This window comes from Micromonospora sp. ZG13, assembly GCF_059359355.1.
In genome coordinates this window covers 21,660-37,995 of sequence record NZ_JCADBQ010000009.1, presented here as the reverse complement: position 1 = coordinate 37,995, position 16,336 = coordinate 21,660, and the positions used below count along the sequence as shown (strand labels likewise).

At 72.4% G+C, this 16,336-nt stretch carries 22 protein-coding genes; 5 read left to right on the top strand and 17 right to left on the bottom strand.

All coding sequences use genetic code 11. The features are described from left to right. The first annotated feature begins 74 nt into the window (after positions 1–74). Complete coding sequence (locus AC5L34_RS19310; protein ID WP_441177949.1) at positions 75–734, top strand: NAD(P)H-binding protein; 660 nt, start codon at positions 75–77, stop codon at positions 732–734. Positions 735–744: 10 nt separating this feature from the next. On the opposite strand, the gene AC5L34_RS19305 is transcribed toward AC5L34_RS19310, so the two are convergent. The 15 genes from AC5L34_RS19305 to AC5L34_RS19235 form a co-directional block, all read right to left on the bottom strand. After that, a complete protein-coding gene (locus tag AC5L34_RS19305) occupies positions 745–1,368 on the bottom strand; it encodes a hypothetical protein (RefSeq protein ID WP_441177948.1) in 624 nt (207 codons plus the stop codon). Then, on the bottom strand, positions 1,365–2,636 hold the full coding sequence (locus AC5L34_RS19300; protein ID WP_441177947.1) for a globin domain-containing protein: 1,272 nt from the start codon (positions 2,634–2,636) through the stop codon (positions 1,365–1,367). The genes AC5L34_RS19305 and AC5L34_RS19300 overlap by 4 nt, the downstream gene beginning before the upstream one ends. 3 nt (positions 2,637–2,639) lie before the next feature. After that, positions 2,640–3,881, bottom strand: a complete 1,242-nt coding sequence (locus AC5L34_RS19295; RefSeq protein ID WP_441177946.1) for a nitric oxide synthase oxygenase — start codon at positions 3,879–3,881, stop codon at positions 2,640–2,642. 313 nt (positions 3,882–4,194) lie between these two features. Then, positions 4,195–4,779, bottom strand: a complete 585-nt coding sequence (locus AC5L34_RS19290) for a MerR family transcriptional regulator (RefSeq protein WP_101409914.1) — start codon at positions 4,777–4,779, stop codon at positions 4,195–4,197. A gap of 191 nt (positions 4,780–4,970) precedes the next feature. After that, complete coding sequence (locus tag AC5L34_RS19285; protein ID WP_132237713.1) at positions 4,971–5,435, bottom strand: bifunctional nuclease family protein; 465 nt, start codon at positions 5,433–5,435, stop codon at positions 4,971–4,973. 175 nt (positions 5,436–5,610) lie between these two features. Then, positions 5,611–6,312, bottom strand: a complete 702-nt coding sequence (gene ftsR / locus AC5L34_RS19280; protein ID WP_172896671.1) for a transcriptional regulator FtsR — start codon at positions 6,310–6,312, stop codon at positions 5,611–5,613. Positions 6,313–6,362: 50 nt separating this feature from the next. Next, positions 6,363–6,815, bottom strand: coding sequence for an oxoglutarate dehydrogenase inhibitor Odhl (odhI, locus tag AC5L34_RS19275; RefSeq protein ID WP_089000305.1), 453 nt, complete (start codon positions 6,813–6,815; stop codon positions 6,363–6,365). Positions 6,816–7,029: 214 nt separating this feature from the next. Beyond that, a complete protein-coding gene (gene gcvH, locus AC5L34_RS19270; RefSeq protein WP_089000304.1) occupies positions 7,030–7,410 on the bottom strand; it encodes a glycine cleavage system protein GcvH in 381 nt (126 codons plus the stop codon). A 54-nt stretch (positions 7,411–7,464) separates the two neighbouring features. Beyond that, positions 7,465–8,424, bottom strand: a complete 960-nt coding sequence (locus tag AC5L34_RS19265) for a DUF881 domain-containing protein (RefSeq protein WP_441177944.1) — start codon at positions 8,422–8,424, stop codon at positions 7,465–7,467. Positions 8,425–8,434: 10 nt separating this feature from the next. Continuing rightward, positions 8,435–8,767 carry a small basic family protein gene (locus AC5L34_RS19260; protein ID WP_089000302.1) on the bottom strand — a complete coding sequence of 111 codons (333 nt, stop codon included), beginning with the start codon at positions 8,765–8,767 and terminating at the stop codon, positions 8,435–8,437. After that, entirely contained in the window at positions 8,764–9,708 is a 945-nt protein-coding gene (locus tag AC5L34_RS19255) for a DUF881 domain-containing protein (protein WP_089000301.1), read from the bottom strand. The genes AC5L34_RS19260 and AC5L34_RS19255 overlap by 4 nt, the downstream gene beginning before the upstream one ends. Next, positions 9,705–10,346 carry a cardiolipin synthase ClsA gene (gene clsA, locus AC5L34_RS19250; RefSeq protein WP_441177943.1) on the bottom strand — a complete coding sequence of 214 codons (642 nt, stop codon included), beginning with the start codon at positions 10,344–10,346 and terminating at the stop codon, positions 9,705–9,707. Before clsA ends, AC5L34_RS19255 begins: the two co-directional genes overlap by 4 nt. Positions 10,347–10,654: 308 nt before the next feature. After that, positions 10,655–11,125, bottom strand: a complete 471-nt coding sequence (locus AC5L34_RS19245; protein ID WP_494826242.1) for a MarR family transcriptional regulator — start codon at positions 11,123–11,125, stop codon at positions 10,655–10,657. A gap of 53 nt (positions 11,126–11,178) precedes the next feature. Further along, positions 11,179–12,360 (bottom strand): PP2C family protein-serine/threonine phosphatase, encoded by a 1,182-nt coding sequence (locus tag AC5L34_RS19240; protein ID WP_441177941.1) that lies wholly within the window; start codon positions 12,358–12,360, stop codon positions 11,179–11,181. A 253-nt stretch (positions 12,361–12,613) separates the two neighbouring features. After that, on the bottom strand, positions 12,614–13,360 hold the full coding sequence (locus AC5L34_RS19235; protein ID WP_494826240.1) for an SAM-dependent methyltransferase: 747 nt from the start codon (positions 13,358–13,360) through the stop codon (positions 12,614–12,616). 119 nt (positions 13,361–13,479) lie between these two features. On the opposite strand from AC5L34_RS19235, the gene AC5L34_RS19230 reads away from it, so the two are divergent. The 3 genes from AC5L34_RS19230 (at position 13,480) to AC5L34_RS19220 (ending at position 15,150) form a co-directional block, all read left to right on the top strand. Further along, positions 13,480–14,361, top strand: a complete 882-nt coding sequence (locus tag AC5L34_RS19230; RefSeq protein ID WP_441177939.1) for a universal stress protein — start codon at positions 13,480–13,482, stop codon at positions 14,359–14,361. 100 nt (positions 14,362–14,461) lie between these two features. Continuing rightward, the gene (locus AC5L34_RS19225) at positions 14,462–14,674 is read left to right on the top strand and encodes a phosphatidylethanolamine-binding protein (RefSeq protein ID WP_101409922.1); all 213 of its coding nucleotides are present in this window, start codon (positions 14,462–14,464) and stop codon (positions 14,672–14,674) included. Beyond that, positions 14,671–15,150 (top strand): hypothetical protein, encoded by a 480-nt coding sequence (locus tag AC5L34_RS19220; RefSeq protein ID WP_474608818.1) that lies wholly within the window; start codon positions 14,671–14,673, stop codon positions 15,148–15,150. The genes AC5L34_RS19225 and AC5L34_RS19220 overlap by 4 nt, the downstream gene beginning before the upstream one ends. On the opposite strand, the gene AC5L34_RS19215 is transcribed toward AC5L34_RS19220, so the two are convergent. Further along, positions 15,147–15,350, bottom strand: a complete 204-nt coding sequence (locus AC5L34_RS19215) for a hypothetical protein (protein ID WP_363900006.1) — start codon at positions 15,348–15,350, stop codon at positions 15,147–15,149. The two genes, AC5L34_RS19220 and AC5L34_RS19215, sit on opposite strands and share 4 nt — an antisense overlap. A gap of 119 nt (positions 15,351–15,469) precedes the next feature. Here AC5L34_RS19215 and AC5L34_RS19210 point away from each other — a divergent pair, with 119 nt between their 5' ends. Next, a complete protein-coding gene (locus AC5L34_RS19210) occupies positions 15,470–16,120 on the top strand; it encodes a hypothetical protein (protein ID WP_441177937.1) in 651 nt (216 codons plus the stop codon). 4 nt (positions 16,121–16,124) lie between these two features. Here AC5L34_RS19210 and AC5L34_RS19205 read toward each other — a convergent pair whose 3' ends face one another. Continuing rightward, the gene (locus AC5L34_RS19205) at positions 16,125–16,295 is read right to left on the bottom strand and encodes a hypothetical protein (RefSeq protein ID WP_199184494.1); all 171 of its coding nucleotides are present in this window, start codon (positions 16,293–16,295) and stop codon (positions 16,125–16,127) included. Positions 16,296–16,336 lie beyond the last annotated feature (41 nt).

Genomic DNA, 16,336 nt, shown 5'->3' with positions numbered 1-16,336 from the left:
ACCGGCCAGGCGGGCGCCGCCACCGCCCGGGCCGAGAGGCCGCGCCGGGCCGAAGCGGCGGCTAGGTTGGCAGTATGCGCGTCGTCATCGCCGGAGGCCACGGCAAGATCGCCCAGCTCGCCCACCGCGAACTCGCCGGTCGGGGCGACACCGCCGTCGGGCTGATCCGCAACCCCGACCACGCCGCCGCGCTGCGCGCCGCCGGCGCCCACCCCGTCGTCGCCGACCTCGAACACGTCGGCGTCGACGAACTCGCCGAGCACCTGCGCGACGCCGACGCCGTCGTCTTCGCCGCCGGCGCCGGCCCCGGCAGCGGTGCCGACCGCAAGGACACCGTCGACCGGGCCGGCGCCGTCCTGCTCGCCGACGCCGCGCAACGCGCCGACGTCCGCCGCTACCTGCTGGTGTCGTCCATGGGCGTGGAGGGCGAGGCGCCCACCGGCACCGACGAGGTGTTCGCCGCGTACCTGCGGGCGAAGAAGGCCGCCGAGGACGACCTGACCGGCCGCGACCTCGACTGGACGATCCTGCGCCCCGGCCGCCTCACCGACGGCACGCCCACCGGGCGCATCACCCTCGCCCGGCGGGCACCGGCAGGCGCCGTCACCCGCACCGACGTCGCCCGGGTCCTCGTCGCCCTGCTCTACCACCCGCACAGCGCCGGTGCGATCCTGGAGGTCGTCGGCGGCGACACCCCCATCGCCGACGCCGTCGCCGCCGTCGACCAGCGCTGACCCGGCGCCGCTACTCGCCGACCACCGCACGCAGCTGCGCGCTGAGCGCCCCGGCAGCAGCCGCGTCGGTACGCAACTGCTCCGACTGCTCCGACAGGTACGCCTGCCACCGGCTCAGGTGCTGCTGCGCCGTCGCCACCGCCGCCACCAACGCCGCGTGCCGGCCCTCCAACTCCCGCACCTGCCGCGGCAATCCCTCGTCCCCCGCCCGGCCGGCAGCATCCCCGGCCAACACGTGCGCCTCCGCGAGGATCTCCTCGGCCTGCCGCCGCGCGTCGGCGATGATCTCCGCGCCCTCCGCGCTGGCCTCACTGATCGTCCGGTTCGCCTCGTCCTGCGCCCGCACCGCCAACTCGATCACCATCGGGTCCGGGCCCTGCGGGGCGGTGCTGGGCAACGCGCCGTGGCGCAACATCTCCACCTGCCGCGCCAGGGCCTCGTTCTCCCGCCGCAGCCGGTCCACCTCACCCCCCAGCAACGCCACCCGCTCGTCCGCCGACCGGGCCAGGCCGGCGACCTCGTCGGCCGACAGCCACCGGCTGCCCCGGAACCGGCGCGCCTCCAGCGCGGCCACGGACCGGGTCAGCTCACCGTGCGGATCGGCGACCACCCGGTCACCGTGGTCGATGCTCATCGCGCACCTGTCCAACTCAAGTCGCGCGGTGCGGCGGGAGCCGCACCGGTCCACGTCACATCGGACGGCGCTACGGCAGCCGCGCTCGCCAGAGGTGGGTAGAGGGAGTGATCGTAACTTTCGGTCAGGATCCGCTCCGGCGTCACCCCCGACGTGGCCAGGGCGCTGATCGTCTCCCGGGTCATCTCCGGGCTGCCGCACACGAGCACCTCGGTGTCCCGCCACGGACCCAACCGCGCCGCGGTGTGACCGGCCGTACCGACCGCACCCTGCCACTGCCAGCCGCTCTCGACCGTCGGCACGTACCGGAGCCACCCACCGACCTCACCGGACCGCCACGACCCCGCCGGCGGCATCGCCGCCAACTCCCGCAACGCCCGGTCGTCATACAGGTCGTCGGGCGTCTTGCCGCCCACCACCAGAGTCGTCGGACGCCCCGGTCCCCGCTGCAACGCCTCCACCACCGCCCGCAACGGCGCCAGCCCGGTGCCCCCGGCCACCAGCAGCAACGGCAGATGGGGTGACCGGTCGTACGACGCCAACGCCTCACCCACCGGCAACCCCAACAACAACTGGTCGCCCTCGCGCACCTTGCGCACCAGATAAGTGGAGAACCGACCCGTGGCGCGGACGTGGAACTCGATCGTCCCGTCCGGACGCGGCGCGTTCGCCGGCGACAGATAGCGCCACGTCCGCAACTGCGGCACCTGCACCGGCAACGACTGCCCCGGCAGGTACTCGCACAGATAGTTCGGGCGGACCGTGAGCACACACACGTCGGACCGCCGCCGCTGCACCCTCAGCACCTCCGCCTCCCAGTACGGCGGCGACGACCGCACCGCCTCCGCCGCACCGGCCAGCATCAACCGCGCCACCAACTCGTACGCCGCGGCCCACTCCGCGCGCAGCGCCGGCGTCCACCGTGGCCCGAGGAACCGCTCCAACGTCAACAGCAACGCCTGCCCGACCTGGCTGTAGTGCCACTCCGCCATCGGCACCGGCCGACCCTGCCGGTCCTCGCCCCGGAACCGGCGGTGGTCAGCCCCCAAGCGCTGCGCGAACGACGTCACCACCCGCTCGTCGTCGATGTGGGTGATGACATGCCCCAACGCCGCAAGCAACTTGTCCTGCTGGTACTCCATGTTGGTCGGGAACATCGTGCGGACCTCGGGCGCGATCACGAACAACGTCGCGTAGAAGTGCTTCGCCGCCTCCGGACCGGCCACACAGAACTGGGCCCAACTCTGGCGTAACGCCGCGACATCCATGCCTCAGCCCTCCTGCCGGCGAGCGACGTCATGACGCTGCCGCAGGGTCGACTGCAACACGCCCGACGGCCCGTACGCACGGTCCGCCTGCCACAGGTTCGGGTTCGGGATCCTCTCGTCGTAGTAGCGGTGATGCACGGCATGCAACGCGGCCCACCCCACACTGCCGTTGAGCCACGACCAGTCACCATGCACCGGCCGACCCGCCCGCTCCTCGAACTCGCAGAACCTCATGAACTGCTCCGACTCGGTGTGCGGATCGGACACCCGCACACCGGCCAGCCGGAACGAGTGCAGCACCGCCTGGTTGATCACCAACACGGCGTGCTCGCGCCACAGATTGTCCTCCCGGGAGGTGTCCAACCCCAGCCCCCGGGCCACCGGCAGCAACTGGTCGTAGCGGCCCCGGTCCCCCATGTTGCGGGTACCGATCTCGTCGCTCAGATAGTGACCGTTGAAGGGAGCACAGCTGTAGTCCACCCCACCGATCCGCAACCGCATGTTGCTGATCACCGGCAGGGCATGCCAGCGCAGCCGTAGATCCTCGAACCACGGGTACTCCGGATGCACCAGGGCGACCTCCCGAACGAGGTCCCGGGACACCTCCACCACCGTCGGATCCTCATACGCCGTCTCGATGACCCATGGCAACAGGTCGAACCGACCCGGTACCGCGGGCGGACGCCACCCCAGACGCCGCGCCGCATCGGTCATCGCCACCTGCGCCGGATCACCCCGCACCGACCCGTCGTCCGTCCGATGCCCGCAGTACCGGATCAACTGGTCGTTCCAGATCCGCGCCCGCGGCCCCACCCCCGGCCGGTCGGGCGCGAACACCGTCATGACCGACTGGATCCGCCCACCGTTGTCCGCCACCGCCAGGTGCTGCGCCAACTCCTGCGAGATGCCCGCCACCGTCGTCACCTCGCGCCGGTCCCGGACCTTCAGCCCTGCCCACCGCACCCGTCCCACGCACCGCACCGACTGCCGCCAGGCGACCTTCGCCCCGTACGCCAACTCCTCCGTGGTGTGCCGGTACGTGCCGGTCAGCGCGATCTCCTCCCGGACCTCCGCGATCCGCCCGATCAGGCCCGGCAGCCGTCGCTCCGCGTGGTAGAGCTGCAAGAACTCGACGGCCTCCGCCGTGACGTCCTCCACCAGGGAATCTTGCGACCGGGAGGCATGAGCCACCGGACAGCCCGACGCGTTGCCGTCTGCGGCACTCTCACCGGCATCCAAGACCATTGCGTCGACGTGATAGTCAGTCTGCACTCTCGTTCAAATCCGATCGTCGGGCAGGCGTCGCCATCGCCTTCTGCGTCGTCCGTACAGGTTCGCCGAACCGCCACGTCATATCACCGTGGGTGATATGCACGCAGAAGATCGTGAACGCCGCACACAGGATTCACGGTGACGCAATGACTGTCAACAAGGCGACTCGTGCCCAAGGCGTCCACTGTCGGCATTTGCCTCCGAGCAGGCCAGATTGGACATCACCGCAGCGGCTCCTGATTCCCCAGGCCACCCACGAAGGGCACCCCCGGCCAGCCGCCGGAGATCAACCCGCCCGACGACGCGCCCGACGCGCCGCCAACTCGTCACCCACCGGATCAGCCGCCACCGGCGCCTCCACCGACGTCGCCGGCTCCGACGGCAGGTGCGACAAGGACCCCTGGATCTCCTTGAACGCCCCACCGATCGCGATGCCGAACACGCCCTGGCCACCCTGCAACAGATCGACCACCTCCTCCGGCGACCGGCACTCGTACACGGTCGTGCCATCGGAGATCAACGTGATGCCCGCGAGATCCTCCACCCCACGGGAGCGCAGCGCCTCGATCGCCTTACGGATGTTCTGCAACGACACCCCGGCGTCCAGCAGCCGCTTCACCACCTTCAGGACCACCAGGTCCCGGAACGAATACAACCGCTGCGTGCCCGAACCCGAAGCGTCGCGCACACTCGGCACCACCAACCCCGTACGGGCCCAGTAGTCCAACTGGCGGTAGCTGATCCCCACCGCGTGGCAGGCCGTCACACCCCGGTACCCCACGGCACCGTCACCCTCGGTCGCCCAACCCGGCGGCGCCACACCCGGCTCGTCCAGCTCCGTACCCGGATCGGGATCTCGCGGCTCGTGCATCCGGACAACCTCCCCGCCAGTGCGGTGACACGTCGCTTCCGGGACGTGCACCCCTCGACACGGCAACCCTATAGCCGCCTTGAGAAATTGCCCCGCAGGAACCGTCGCGACACGCCGCGACACACGACAACGACGATCACCCACAGCACCGGACCGTCACCAAAAGTGACGCCCCCCGCAGGAGACCGGAGTCAGCCGGCGAAATCCTCCGGACGCACCTGGTCCAGGAACTCGCGGAACTTCTCCACCTCGTCCTCCTGCTCGTCCGGGATCACGATCCCCGCCTCGCTGAGGACCTCCTCGGCACAACGAATCGGCGCACCGACCCGCAACGCCAACGCGATGGAATCACTCGGCCGGGCCGACACCCGCACCCCGTCACCGAGCAACAGATCCGCGTAGAAGACGTTCTCCTTCAACTCGGTGATCTCCACCGCCTGCAACGGCGCCTTCAACGCCGCCAACACGTCCCGCAGAAGATCATGGGTCAGCGGCCGGGCCGGCTTGACCCCCTGCTGCTCATAGGCGATCGCCGTCGCCTCGACCGCACCGATCCAGATCGGCAGATAGCGGTCCCCCTCGACCTCCCTGAGCAGGACGATCGGCTGGTTGCTGGGCAGCTCCACCCGAACTCCGACCACGCTCAGCTCGCGCACCGCCGCCTCCGTGTCGTTGTCACCTACGCCGCACCGCGCCCTTCCCTGCACGGTACACGGACCGCGACACGGCCGTCCCATGCGCTACCTGCACCACGCCCGCGCCAGAAAGGGGTTACCCCGGCAAGCCTACGACACGCTTCCCGGGGAAGATCTTTCCGCACGCCCCACCGGATCACCGACCCAACGTCGAGCGCAACCCCACCCGCACCAACGCCGCATGCAACTGCTGCGACAACGCCACCAACTCCCGCGCCGTCTCCGCAGCCCGCGCCCGCGCCGCCGGATCACTCTGCCGCGCCAACGGCGCCACCAACTGCGCGAACAGACCGACCTCCCGATCCGCCGCCGTCCGGAACGCCCGCAGATGCCGCGGCTCCAACCCGTACGCCGCCAGACCCGCCACCGCACGCGCGATGATCAACGCATCGTCGTCGTACCAACCTGGCGGATCCGACACCACCACACCGAGGCGCTCCAACTCGCCCAGCGTCGACTCGTCGATCCCACTGCGCGCCACCAGATCCAACCGGCCGAGCCGCACCTGCGACGACCCGGCCGGCTCCTCCGACACCCGCCCCGGAACCTCACCGTCCGGACCCACCGCCACCAACGTCGGCCGCTGCCGACCCGGCGACTCCCCGGACGCGTCCCACTGCGCCAACTGATCACGGATCACCCGCAAGGGCAGATACTGGTCCCGCTGCGCGGTCAACACGAACCGCAACCGCGCCACATCGTCCCAGCTGTACTTCCGGTAACCCGCAGCCGTCCGCTGCGGCTCCACCAGACCCTCGGCCTCGAGGAACCGCAACTTCGAAATGGTCACGTCCGGGAAATCAACCCGCAACTGACCCAGCACCTCGCCGATGCTCATCAGCGGACGGGCGCGGGCCGCCTCGGGCGGCGTGGAGGCCGCAGGCTCGTTCACCCCCGGCCGGCCCCCTCCTCGGGACGCGGACCGGCGATGAACACCACCCGGAACTTGCCGATCTGCACCTCGTCACCATTGCTCAACGTGGCCGCCTCGACCCGCTCCCGGTTCACGTACGTGCCGTTCAGACTTCCCACGTCCCGCACCGTGAACGTCCCACCGTCACGGTGGAACTCCGCATGCCGCCGCGACACCGTCACGTCGTCCAAGAAGATGTCACTGTCCGGGTGACGACCGCTGGTCGTCACATCGTGATCCAACAGGAACCGGGCACCCGCGTTCGGACCCCGGCGAACCACCAGCAGCGCCATACCCGGCGGCAACGAACCGGACATCCGGCTCGGCACCACATCGGTGTCCGGCCCCTCCAGCACTTCGTCGAGCGAACCGAGATTGAGCGTCGAAGTGACGTCGAGTGGGGGGAACTCGTCGTCTGGGCGCGTCATGGGACCACCTCACGGATCTGTTCGGTCGGCGTCGGGTAATGGCGGGTCTGGCCGCCGGGCACTACCACACCCGGCGGCTGGCTCCCCGTGCCCGGAAAGGCAATTCCGCAACGCTGAACTATTGGATTCTCGGTCGACTGGGCGAGCCTAGCCAGCGCCGAAATGCAGGGCAACCGGACGCGCGGAACACCCACCACGCCCGGAAGGGACGCACTCAGCTCTCGGTGAGCTCACGATACGCGTCCGCGGACAGCAGGCCGTCGACCGCCGCCGGATCGTCCAAGGCGATCTCCACCAACCAACCCGCACCGTACGGATCCGTGTTGATCACCTCAGGGGTGTCGCCGAGCGCCTCGTTGCGCGCCGACACCGTACCGCTGAGCGGGGCGTAGATCTCCGACACGCTCTTGGTCGACTCGATCTCACCCAACGACTCACCGGCCGCCACCACCGCGCCCGCCTCGGGCAGCTGGACGTACACGATGTCACCCAGGGCGTCCTGCGCGAAGTGCGTGATGCCGACCCGGACAGTGCCACCGCCGTCACCCGCCACCCACTCGTGCTCGGCGGTATACCGCAGATCCTCAGGAATCACCAGACGCGTCCTTCATCCATCGGCGCACCGGAAACCCGGTGCGAGCCGCGCCGGTCAGGAGACCGGACGGGCGTGTTCCAGCTTGATCGGCGCGTGCAGCGCCGAAACCTCGGCAACCTCACGATCCTCAACGATCAACTTACCGCCGTCACCCGTCACCGACGCCACCACCCCGCCAGGAATGTTCAAGGCCGTACGCATCGTCGCCGGATCACCGATCACCGTGATCGTGAACGGACCCGTCAACCGACGCCCGTCCACCACCAACGCCCCGCCCTCCCCGTCCAGGAAGAACGTCGAGGCGATGATCCGCACCGTCGCCCGGTCACCACCGGAGATCTGCATCGCCTCCGCGCCCGCGCCCCGCAACTCCTGCACCGCGTCCAGCACCCGCGACGCCGAGATCGACTTCTCACCCGCCTCGAACCGCACCGACAACCCCGGTCCCGTCGCCGGCAACGTCCCCGCCAGGATGCCCAACTCGTCGGCCCGCCGCGTCGCCTCCTCCAACGCCGCCTGCCGACCCTGCTGACCCGACCGCAACTGCCGCTGGCTCTCCTCCAACGTCGCGATGTCCTGCCGCAGCCGGACCTCCCGCGAATTCAGGTCGTACAGGATCCGCACCAGATCCTCCTGCCGCGTCGCCGCCACCGTCGGATCCGTCGACGTCGTCTTGAACTGCACCACCAACGTGAACCCCAGCAACGCCAACAGCGCCGCGATCATCACCCCGGCCGAACTCACCCGCCGCCGCGGCGCCGGGCCGGCAGCCGCCGGCTGCTCGACGTCACCCGCACCGGCCGCCCGGCTCAGATCCACCGTCGCCCCGTCATCGGGCTCCCGCACGGAAGGCTCCACCGGCGGCGCCGACCGCTCCGGCGCCAACGGGCTCAACTCGTCCGGATCCGGCGCCTCGGGCCGCGGATCGGGCTCCCCCGCCGGACCCCCCGGCCGCCCCGGACCCGCCGGCTGCGGCCAGCCCGTGCCCGTCTCCGTGTGCTCGTCGCTGCTCATCGCCACCAACCTACGCCCGGAACAGGTGCCGACGGATCGCCGCCACGTTCCCGAAGATCCGCACCCCGAGCACCACCACCACGCCGGTGGAGAGCTGACCGCCCACCCCCAACTGGTCACCCAGGTACACGATCAAACCCGCCACCAGCACGTTCGAGATGAACGACACCACGAACTGCTTGTCGTCGAAGATCCGGTCGAGCTTCGCCCGCACCCCGCCGAACACCGCGTCCAGCGCGGCCACCACCGCGATCGGCAGGTACGGCTGCAACGCCGTGGGAACCGTGGGGTCGAGCCACACCCCCAGCACCACACCGGCCAGCAAGGCCAGCACCGCGATCATCGACCACCTCCGGAGGGGCTGGGAGACGTCCTCGAACCGGTCGGCCCAGGACTGACGGAACCGTCGACCCCCGACGGCGACGGCGTCGGACTCACCGAGGGCTGCGCGTAGCGTAGCCGCGGGTCCGGAGCCGCCGGCAGGGTGAGGTCCTCGGCCTCCCGCACACCGAACGACAACCCCGTGTCCTCAGCCACCTTGCGCATCGTCAACGCGCTACGGCTGTCCTCGTAGCGGTCCCGCATCGACCCCGGACCGATCGCCGACACCTCGTACGGGCCCGTCACCGGCCGGAAGTCCACCAGGATCGCCTGCCCCGCCGAACGGATCGTCGACATCGCCGTCAACCGCTGACCGTTGATCGCGATCGCCTCCGCCCCCGCCGCCCACAGGTCGTTGGCCACACCCTGAAGATCGCTGTAGATCACCCGGGACGGCCCCACGTCCGCGCCGGTCACCGCGTCCTGGTTCTGCGGGGCGTCCGCCAGGCGCACCACCACGCCGTCACCGCGCACCCGCCCCAGGCCGGTACCGGCCTCCAGGTTGTGCAACCGCGCCGCCTCCGAACCGCCCAGCGCCGCCGCCCGCTGCCGCGCCACCTCCGCCCGCAGCTCGTCGGCCCGCACCGACAACCGGTCCGTCTCGGTCTCCCGCTGCTTGATCTGCTCGACCAGGCCGGACCGAGCCTGGCTGCGCCCCGGCTCGGCCTCCAGCGTCTGCCGGTACGCCACCGCGAACAGGAAACCCAGCAGCAGCGCCACCACCAGGGTCACGGAGCGCGCCGACCAGCGCCGCCACTGCGCCGGCGGCGTCTGCCGCTCCCGACGCCGGGCCGCCGCGTCGGCGTACCCGGGATCCAACGGGTTACGGAACAACTCCGTGAGGAAGTCGGGGGCGTACACCCGGTCGGGACGTCCCCGACCGTCGCCCGGCGTACCCGTCATGCCGTCACTCCCCCGGCCCGCACCGACCGGACCAGCCGGGCAGCCTGCACCACGTAGAGCGCGCCGGCCACCCAGTAGAGCACCAGGCCCCACCAGGCCAGGCCCCAACCGATCGCCCCCGCAGCGGTCGCCGCACCCGGCACCGCCGCCGCGAGCAGCAGGACCGGGAAGGCGGCCAGCAGCAGGAACGTCGCGGTCTTGCCCACGTAGTGCACCGGGGGCGGACCGTAGCCGTGGCGGCGCAGCACCGCCAGCGAACCCAGCAGGAGCAGCTCCCGGGCCAGCAACGCCGCCGTGAACTGCCAGGGCACCACGTCGCGGGCGGTGAACGCGAGCAGCGTGGCGAGGATGTAGAGCCGGTCGGCCAGCGGGTCGAGCAGCTCCCCCAACCGACTGACCTGACGCATCCGGCGCGCGACCCAGCCGTCCACCCAGTCGGTGGTGCCACCGATGGCCAGCACCACGACCGCCGCCACGTCGGCACGCGCCACGAGCAGCAGGTAGAGGAAGAGCGGCACGCCGAGCAGGCGGACGAAGCTGATGACGTTCGGCAGCGTGAGGACCCGGTCGCCGACGGCCGACCCGCTCGTGGCGGCGGTGGCCTCCGGGTGATCTTCCCGAGCCGGCGGACGCGACACCGGACCTCCTCCGCGACACGCTCCGCCGCCCGGCCGAGCGCGGAGAACGTGGGCGCTGTCGGGCCGGCTCGCGCCGGCGTCCCCTGCGGCCCCCGACGGGACCTTCACCTGACTCGGCCCGCGATCGTCATGATCACGGGCCGGCTGATTGCGCTGCCACTATATCGGGCCGTCGCCGCTGCCCCCCGGCTCAGGCCACTCGCTGGTCGGTGTCTGGTTGTCTTTCGTGTGGTGGGTCACCACCCGTAAGGCATCCTAGGACACTAGTGGAGCGATGGAACCCACGGGCCGTCGGCGTCGGGCCGGGGTCAGGCGGTACGGGCGGAGGAGTCGGCCGGCACCTCCGCCGTCACGGCGGTGGCCGCGCGCTCGAAGGCCACCAGCGCCAGCAGCAGCTCGTGCTGCGCCCGACCCGGCATCCGGTCCAGCACGGCCTGCACGGCCCGGTGGCGGCGCTCCTGGAGCTCGCGCAACAGCCGCTCGGCGTCGGCGGTGGGGACCAGCCGCACCTCCCGCCGGTCGCGGGGGTCGGGGACCCGGCGCAGCAGGCCCGTCGCCTCCAGCCGGTCGCAGAGCCGGCTCGCCGAGGAGGGTACGACGTCCAGCAGCTCGGCCAGGCCGTTGACGTTGGTCTCCGGTCGGCCGGTGATCAGCGACAGCACGCGCAACTGCGTCGGGGAGACGGCCATCTGGTGCCGGGACACCGCCGAGTCGAGCACACCGACGAGCGCCTCCGCGGCGGCGTCGATCGCCGCGGCGAGATTCAGAGGTCGTTCCACCAGGTGTCCCCTGCGATCGTCCCGCTCGTGTGCTGCCGTCGCGACGACGGCTCTCACCCGTCGCCCCGCCCGGCGGAGCCACGCCAGTCCAGGCAGACGACGACAGCATCGTCGCGCAAATCGACATCCGCGTGCCAGGCGTGCAGTTCGCGCATCACCGTACCAACCGCCTCCGCCGGAGGTTGCAGCCGCGTGGACCGCATCGCCCGCGCCATCGCCCGCTCGCCGTACGCCCCGCGGTCACCGGGGTCGGCGGCCCACACGCCGTCGCTGACCACGAAGAGCCGGTCCCCCGGCTCCAGATCGAACTCCTGGACGTCGTAGCGGGCCTCGGCGAACATGCCCAACGGCAGCTGCTGTTCCAGGTGGATGGGCGTCACCGTCCCGCCGCGCAGGCGCAACAGGTGCGGGGAGCCGGCGTCCACCGCCCGCACCCGCCCGGTGGCGGTGTCCAGTTCGAGCAGGAGCGTGGCCACGTAGCGGCGACCACGATGCTGGTAGAAGACCGTGTCGGAGGCCAGCTCGGCCTGCTCGGCGAGACTCCCCCCGGAACGCCGCGCGTTGCGCAGCGCGTTCACGGTGACGGCGGTCAGCAGCGCCGCCGCCAGCCCGATGCCGGCGCCGTTGAGCACCGTCACGGTGAGCCGGTCGTCGTCCACGGACCAGTCGAAGTGGTCCCCGCCGACGGTGTACGCAGGCTCCAGCTGGCCGGCGAGATCGAACGCCGCGTGACTCACGCCGCGCCCCGGCAGCAGCTCCCACTGCATCTCCGCGGCCATGCTGAGCCGCTCCCGCCGGCGGACCCGGCGGTACCGGTCGGTCTCCCGGTCCGCGGCGCGCAGCACGACGGCCAGCTCACCGGCGACGTCCGCGGCCCGCTCGACGACGTCCGGGCCGGGCGGGTCGGGCAGCTCGACCAGGAGCACCCCGAGCCGCTCCCCCCACACCGACAGCGGCAGGTAGAGCCGCCACCGGCCCTCGTCCGTGGCGTCGGTCACCGGCTGCTGGCTGCTGAAGCAGCGCTGTGCCATGGTGTGGCAGGCGAGGAACTCCCCGCCGTCGGCGAGGTCGGTGTCCAGCACCGGCCAGAGCCCGGTGATCCGGTAGTCGGCGATGAACACGTCCGTTCGCGAGGCGCCCAGGGCTGACCGGATGGCCCGGTCCGCCGCCTCCACCACCTGGTCGGGCGGGGCCGCGCGAAGCGCACGCGAGACCTGGCCCGGTGCCTCCAACATGATCATCCTCCGAAAAGCTTGCCGTAGGGCAAGCATCATACGGAGGCCCGCGCCCCGGCCTCCCGGCGGGCGGGCCCGCCGGGAGCGCGTCGACGGCCACGACACGGGGGCGCCGGCACCACCCCAGGCAGCGCCGGCGCGTACGTGCTGCGGCGGGCGGCCGGCACCGCCTCCGCCGTCCTGGAAACCGACCCGCCAGGCGAGGCGGTCAGCCCGGCGAGCGTCGTGGAACCCGACCCGCCAGGCGAGGCGGTCAGTCCGGCGAACGGACGGCGAGCCCGCCGTGGAAGGCGTCCGGCACCTGCGCCGGCGGGCCGTCCGGGCGCCACCGGGTGATCGGCACGATGCCGTCGTCGGTGGGCGTCCAGCGGCCCAGCAGCCGCGCGAACGCGGCCGGCGCGCGCATCCGGAACGTCGGACCCATCATCGCCAGGGCCTCCGGGTGACCGGCCAGTTCCTCGGTGTCGAAGTCGACGGCGAGCAGGCTGCCGGGCGCGGTGGCCTGGTAGAGCTCGTCGAGGGTGCGCGCCAGCGTCTCGTCGTCCAGGAACGCGGCCAGGCCGAGGAAGACCACCCCGACCGGCCTCCTCCCCCACCCCGGCACGAACCGGTGCAACTGGGCGCGGTCGACAGTGCCGATGTCGGTGGCGTCGCCGTAGCCGTAGCCGGCCCGGTCGCTGCCGGCCAGCAGGCGCTGACCGAGGCGGATGGTCACCGGGTCGACGTCGGTGTAGAGCACGGTGGCCTCCGGGGCGACCTCGTGCACGTTGCCCATGCTGGGCACCCCGGCGCCGAAGACGAGGAAGCCGTCCACCCCCCGCGCGGCCATCGCCCGCACCGCCCGGCCGAGGAAGGCGCGCAGCTCGCGGAAGACCGGCGCGCACGGCCCGTACGCGTGCTCGAAGGCACGCGCGGACGCCACGTCGACCGGGAAGTGGTGCTCCCCGCCGAGCCAGAAGTCGATCATGCGCGCGGTGCTCGGCTGGTCGGGCTCAACCATCGACGACGCTCCCTCCCCGGTGGGCGTGGACAGCGTACCGACCACTCGGCCTGCGCGGTATCGGCCCGCCGACAGGCGGCCGGCCGCGATACTGGCCGGGAACCGGCGGGAGGTGGGCGGTGAACTCGGCGAACGGCGCGGCGGTGGTCGTCGGCGTGGACGGCTCGGAATCGGCGCTGCGTGCCGTACGGCTGGCCGCCGTCGAGGCGGCCCGCCGGCACCGGCCGCTGCGGATCGTGCACGGCTTCATCTGGCCCCTGCTGCGCGTCCCGGTCGACGCCCCCGCCGGCGGACCGCCCGGCGCCGGGCTGCGGGAGCAGGCGGAACAGGTCGTCACCGCCGCCACGGACGAGGCCGAGGCCACGGTGCCCGGGTTGCGGATCTCCGGCGAGATCATCGACGGCGAGGCCGCCGCGGTGCTGCTCGGCGAGTCCCCGGCCGCCGCGATGATCGTGCTGGGCGACCGGGGGCTCGGCGGCTTCTCCGCCCTGGTGGTCGGGTCGGTCGCGGTGCAGGTCGCCGCCTACGCCGACTGCCCGGTCATGGTCGCCCGGGGCACCGACCACCCCGACGGGCCCGTGGTCGTGGGGGTCGACGGCTCCGAGACCGCCCGGCTCGCCGCGGAGTTCGCGATCGAGGAGGCGTCCGTGCGCGGCGCGCCGCTGGTCGCGTTGCACGCCTACCGGCATCCGGCCTCCACCGGCCCCGGGGACATGCTGCCCCTGGTGTACGACGACACCGAGCTGCGTTCCGAGGAGGAGCGGGTGGTCGCCGAGACGCTGGCCGGGCTGACGCAACGGTGGCCGGACGTGCCGGTCAGCCGGGAGACCTCCCGGGGCCGCCCCACCACCGTGCTGGCCGAGGCGTCCCGGGGGGCACAGCTGCTGGTGGTCGGCCGGCAGGGCCGCGGCGAGCTGACCGGGCTGCTGCTGGGCTCGGTGAGCCAGTCGATGCTGCACCACGCCGACTGTCCCGTCGCGGTGGTCCGTGCGCCCCGCTGAGCCCACCCCACCGCGCCGAACCGGTCGTGGGGTTGGTCGCGGCGCAGGCGGGTAGACGACCGCGGTACGCCAACGGCGACGACGACCGGAGGAGGCAGCGATGCCAGGACCACGGCCGGGCAGCAACGCGTACGACAAGCAGCGGGCACGCATCCGCAACGCGATAGACGATTCGGGACGACGGGTGCCGGACGACAAGGCCAACGACGTGGCCAACCGGATCCTGCAGTCCGACCGCGGGCAGCGGGGCGTCGTGCGCGGTGAGCGGGTCTACGGCCCCAAGGGCGAGCGCGAACCGGGCGACCCGAAGTGAGGGCGGGCGGCCTGGCCGACGGGGCGATCGCCGGCGCGGTCGGCAGCACCGCCCTGAACGTGGTCAGCTACCTGGACATGGTCGTACGGGCGCGCCCGGCGAGCAGCACCCCGGAGCGCAGCGCCGGACGGCTGGCCGAGGTGGCGCACGTGGACCTGGGGCCCGGGGACCGGGCGGCCAACCGCCGCTCGGGCCTCGGCCCGCTGCTCGGCTACGGCATCGGCGTCGCGGCGGGAATCGGGTACGCCCTGCTCTCCCGGGGCCGCCGGATGCCGCTGCCGCTGGCCGCCGGGGTGCTCGGTGGCGGCGTCATGACGATGTCCGACGGGTCGATGACGGTGCTCGGCGTGACCGATCCGCGCACGTGGCGACGCGGCGACTGGCTGGCCGACCTCGTGCCGCACCTCGCGTACGGCGTGGCGGCCGCAGCCACCTGGAACCGGCTGCGACCGCCCGCCTCGCACCGGGGCCGCTAGCCCGGGGTGCTCTCGTCGTCCGCGACCGGCTCGGCGGCCGGCCCGTACGGCGACACCTGCCCGCGGGGCACCGGGCGCCCCTCGTCGCCGCGCGACGAGCCGCGGTTGCGCGGGTGCCCCGCGGGGTTGGGGCCCTTGCTGTCCTGGCTGGTAGCGCCCTTGTTGTTGCGGCGGAACTCCTCCTGCTGCGGATTCACCACGGGTCTCTCCTTCCGGGTTCGACCGGGTCCGGCGTCGGTTACCCGTCCACCCCTGCGGCATGCCCGTCGGGACCGACGCTCGCAGGGGTGGCCGGGCGCAGGGCGGGTACATCCCTGGGATGGGCGACGACCGGAAGGTGGCGCGGGTCCTGCTGGACCGGCGGGGCCGCACGTACGCCGAGGAGGCGGGCATCACGCTCGCCGACCGGCCCGCCCCGCTCTACCAGCTGCTGGTGCTCGCCACGCTGCTGAGCACCCGGATCCGGGCGGGCGTGGCCGTGGCGGCCGCGCGGGAGCTGTTCGCCGCTCGCCTGCGGACCCCGCAGGCGATGGAGGCGGCGAGCTGGCAGGACCGGGTCGACGCGCTGGGTCGGGGCCACTACCGCCGCTACGACGAGCGGACCTCGACCATGCTCGGCACCGGCGCGCGACTGTGCCGGGAGCGCTGGCGCGGCGACCTGCGCCGGTTGCACCGCGAGGCCGGCGGGGAGCCGGTCGGACTGCGCCGGCTGCTGACCGAGTTCCCCGGCATCGGCCCCACCGGCGCCGACATCTTCCTGCGCGAGGCGCAGGTGGTCTGGCCGGACCTGCGCCCGTTCGCCGACCGGCGGGCCCTGGCCGGCGCGAAACGCCTCGGCCTGCCCGGCTCGGCGGAGCGGCTGGCGGCGCTGGTCGCCCCCGCCGACTTCGGTCGGTTCGCCTCGGCGCTGGTCCGGGTTGCCCTCGGCGAGGAGTCCGCCGGTGAGGTGACCCGCGCCGCCGCCGGGTGACCGCCTACTTCACCGTCTTGTCGCCCGGCTTCGTCAGGTGCCACACCAGCAGCGCCGCCAGCAGCGCGAGCACGACGAGGCCCCCGGACACGCCGCGGCCGTCCTCCTCGCTGCGGCCGGTGGTGCCGAAGTAGATCACCGCGAGCCCGGCCAGCACGGTGACGAACGTCCGCATCCCTCGGTCCTTCACGTACGGCACGGTACGACGCGGCCCGC

Bases quoted from the DNA above. Each gene is read 5' to 3' on its own strand.
- odhI (WP_089000305.1), bottom strand. From the start codon at position 6,815: ATGACGCGCCCAGACGACGAGTTCCCCCCACTCGACGTCACTTCGACG.
- AC5L34_RS19260 (WP_089000302.1), bottom strand. From the start codon at position 8,767: ATGATCGCGGTGCTGGCCTTGCTGGCCGGTGTGGTGCTGGGGGTGTGG.
- AC5L34_RS19205 (WP_199184494.1), bottom strand. From the start codon at position 16,295: ATGCGGACGTTCGTCACCGTGCTGGCCGGGCTCGCGGTGATCTACTTC.
- AC5L34_RS19255 (WP_089000301.1), bottom strand. From the start codon at position 9,708: ATGACGGGTACGCCGGGCGACGGTCGGGGACGTCCCGACCGGGTGTAC.
- AC5L34_RS19310 (WP_441177949.1), top strand. From the start codon at position 75: ATGCGCGTCGTCATCGCCGGAGGCCACGGCAAGATCGCCCAGCTCGCC.
- AC5L34_RS19295 (WP_441177946.1), bottom strand. From the start codon at position 3,881: ATGGTCTTGGATGCCGGTGAGAGTGCCGCAGACGGCAACGCGTCGGGC.
- AC5L34_RS19300 (WP_441177947.1), bottom strand. From the start codon at position 2,636: ATGGATGTCGCGGCGTTACGCCAGAGTTGGGCCCAGTTCTGTGTGGCC.
- AC5L34_RS19225 (WP_101409922.1), top strand. From the start codon at position 14,462: ATGCCAGGACCACGGCCGGGCAGCAACGCGTACGACAAGCAGCGGGCA.
- AC5L34_RS19235 (WP_494826240.1), bottom strand. From the start codon at position 13,360: ATGGTTGAGCCCGACCAGCCGAGCACCGCGCGCATGATCGACTTCTGG.
- ftsR (WP_172896671.1), bottom strand. From the start codon at position 6,312: ATGAGCATCGGCGAGGTGCTGGGTCAGTTGCGGGTTGATTTCCCGGAC.
- AC5L34_RS19305 (WP_441177948.1), bottom strand. From the start codon at position 1,368: ATGAGCATCGACCACGGTGACCGGGTGGTCGCCGATCCGCACGGTGAG.
- AC5L34_RS19290 (WP_101409914.1), bottom strand. From the start codon at position 4,779: ATGCACGAGCCGCGAGATCCCGATCCGGGTACGGAGCTGGACGAGCCG.
- AC5L34_RS19240 (WP_441177941.1), bottom strand. From the start codon at position 12,360: ATGTTGGAGGCACCGGGCCAGGTCTCGCGTGCGCTTCGCGCGGCCCCG.
- AC5L34_RS19265 (WP_441177944.1), bottom strand. From the start codon at position 8,424: ATGAGCAGCGACGAGCACACGGAGACGGGCACGGGCTGGCCGCAGCCG.
- AC5L34_RS19210 (WP_441177937.1), top strand. From the start codon at position 15,470: ATGGGCGACGACCGGAAGGTGGCGCGGGTCCTGCTGGACCGGCGGGGC.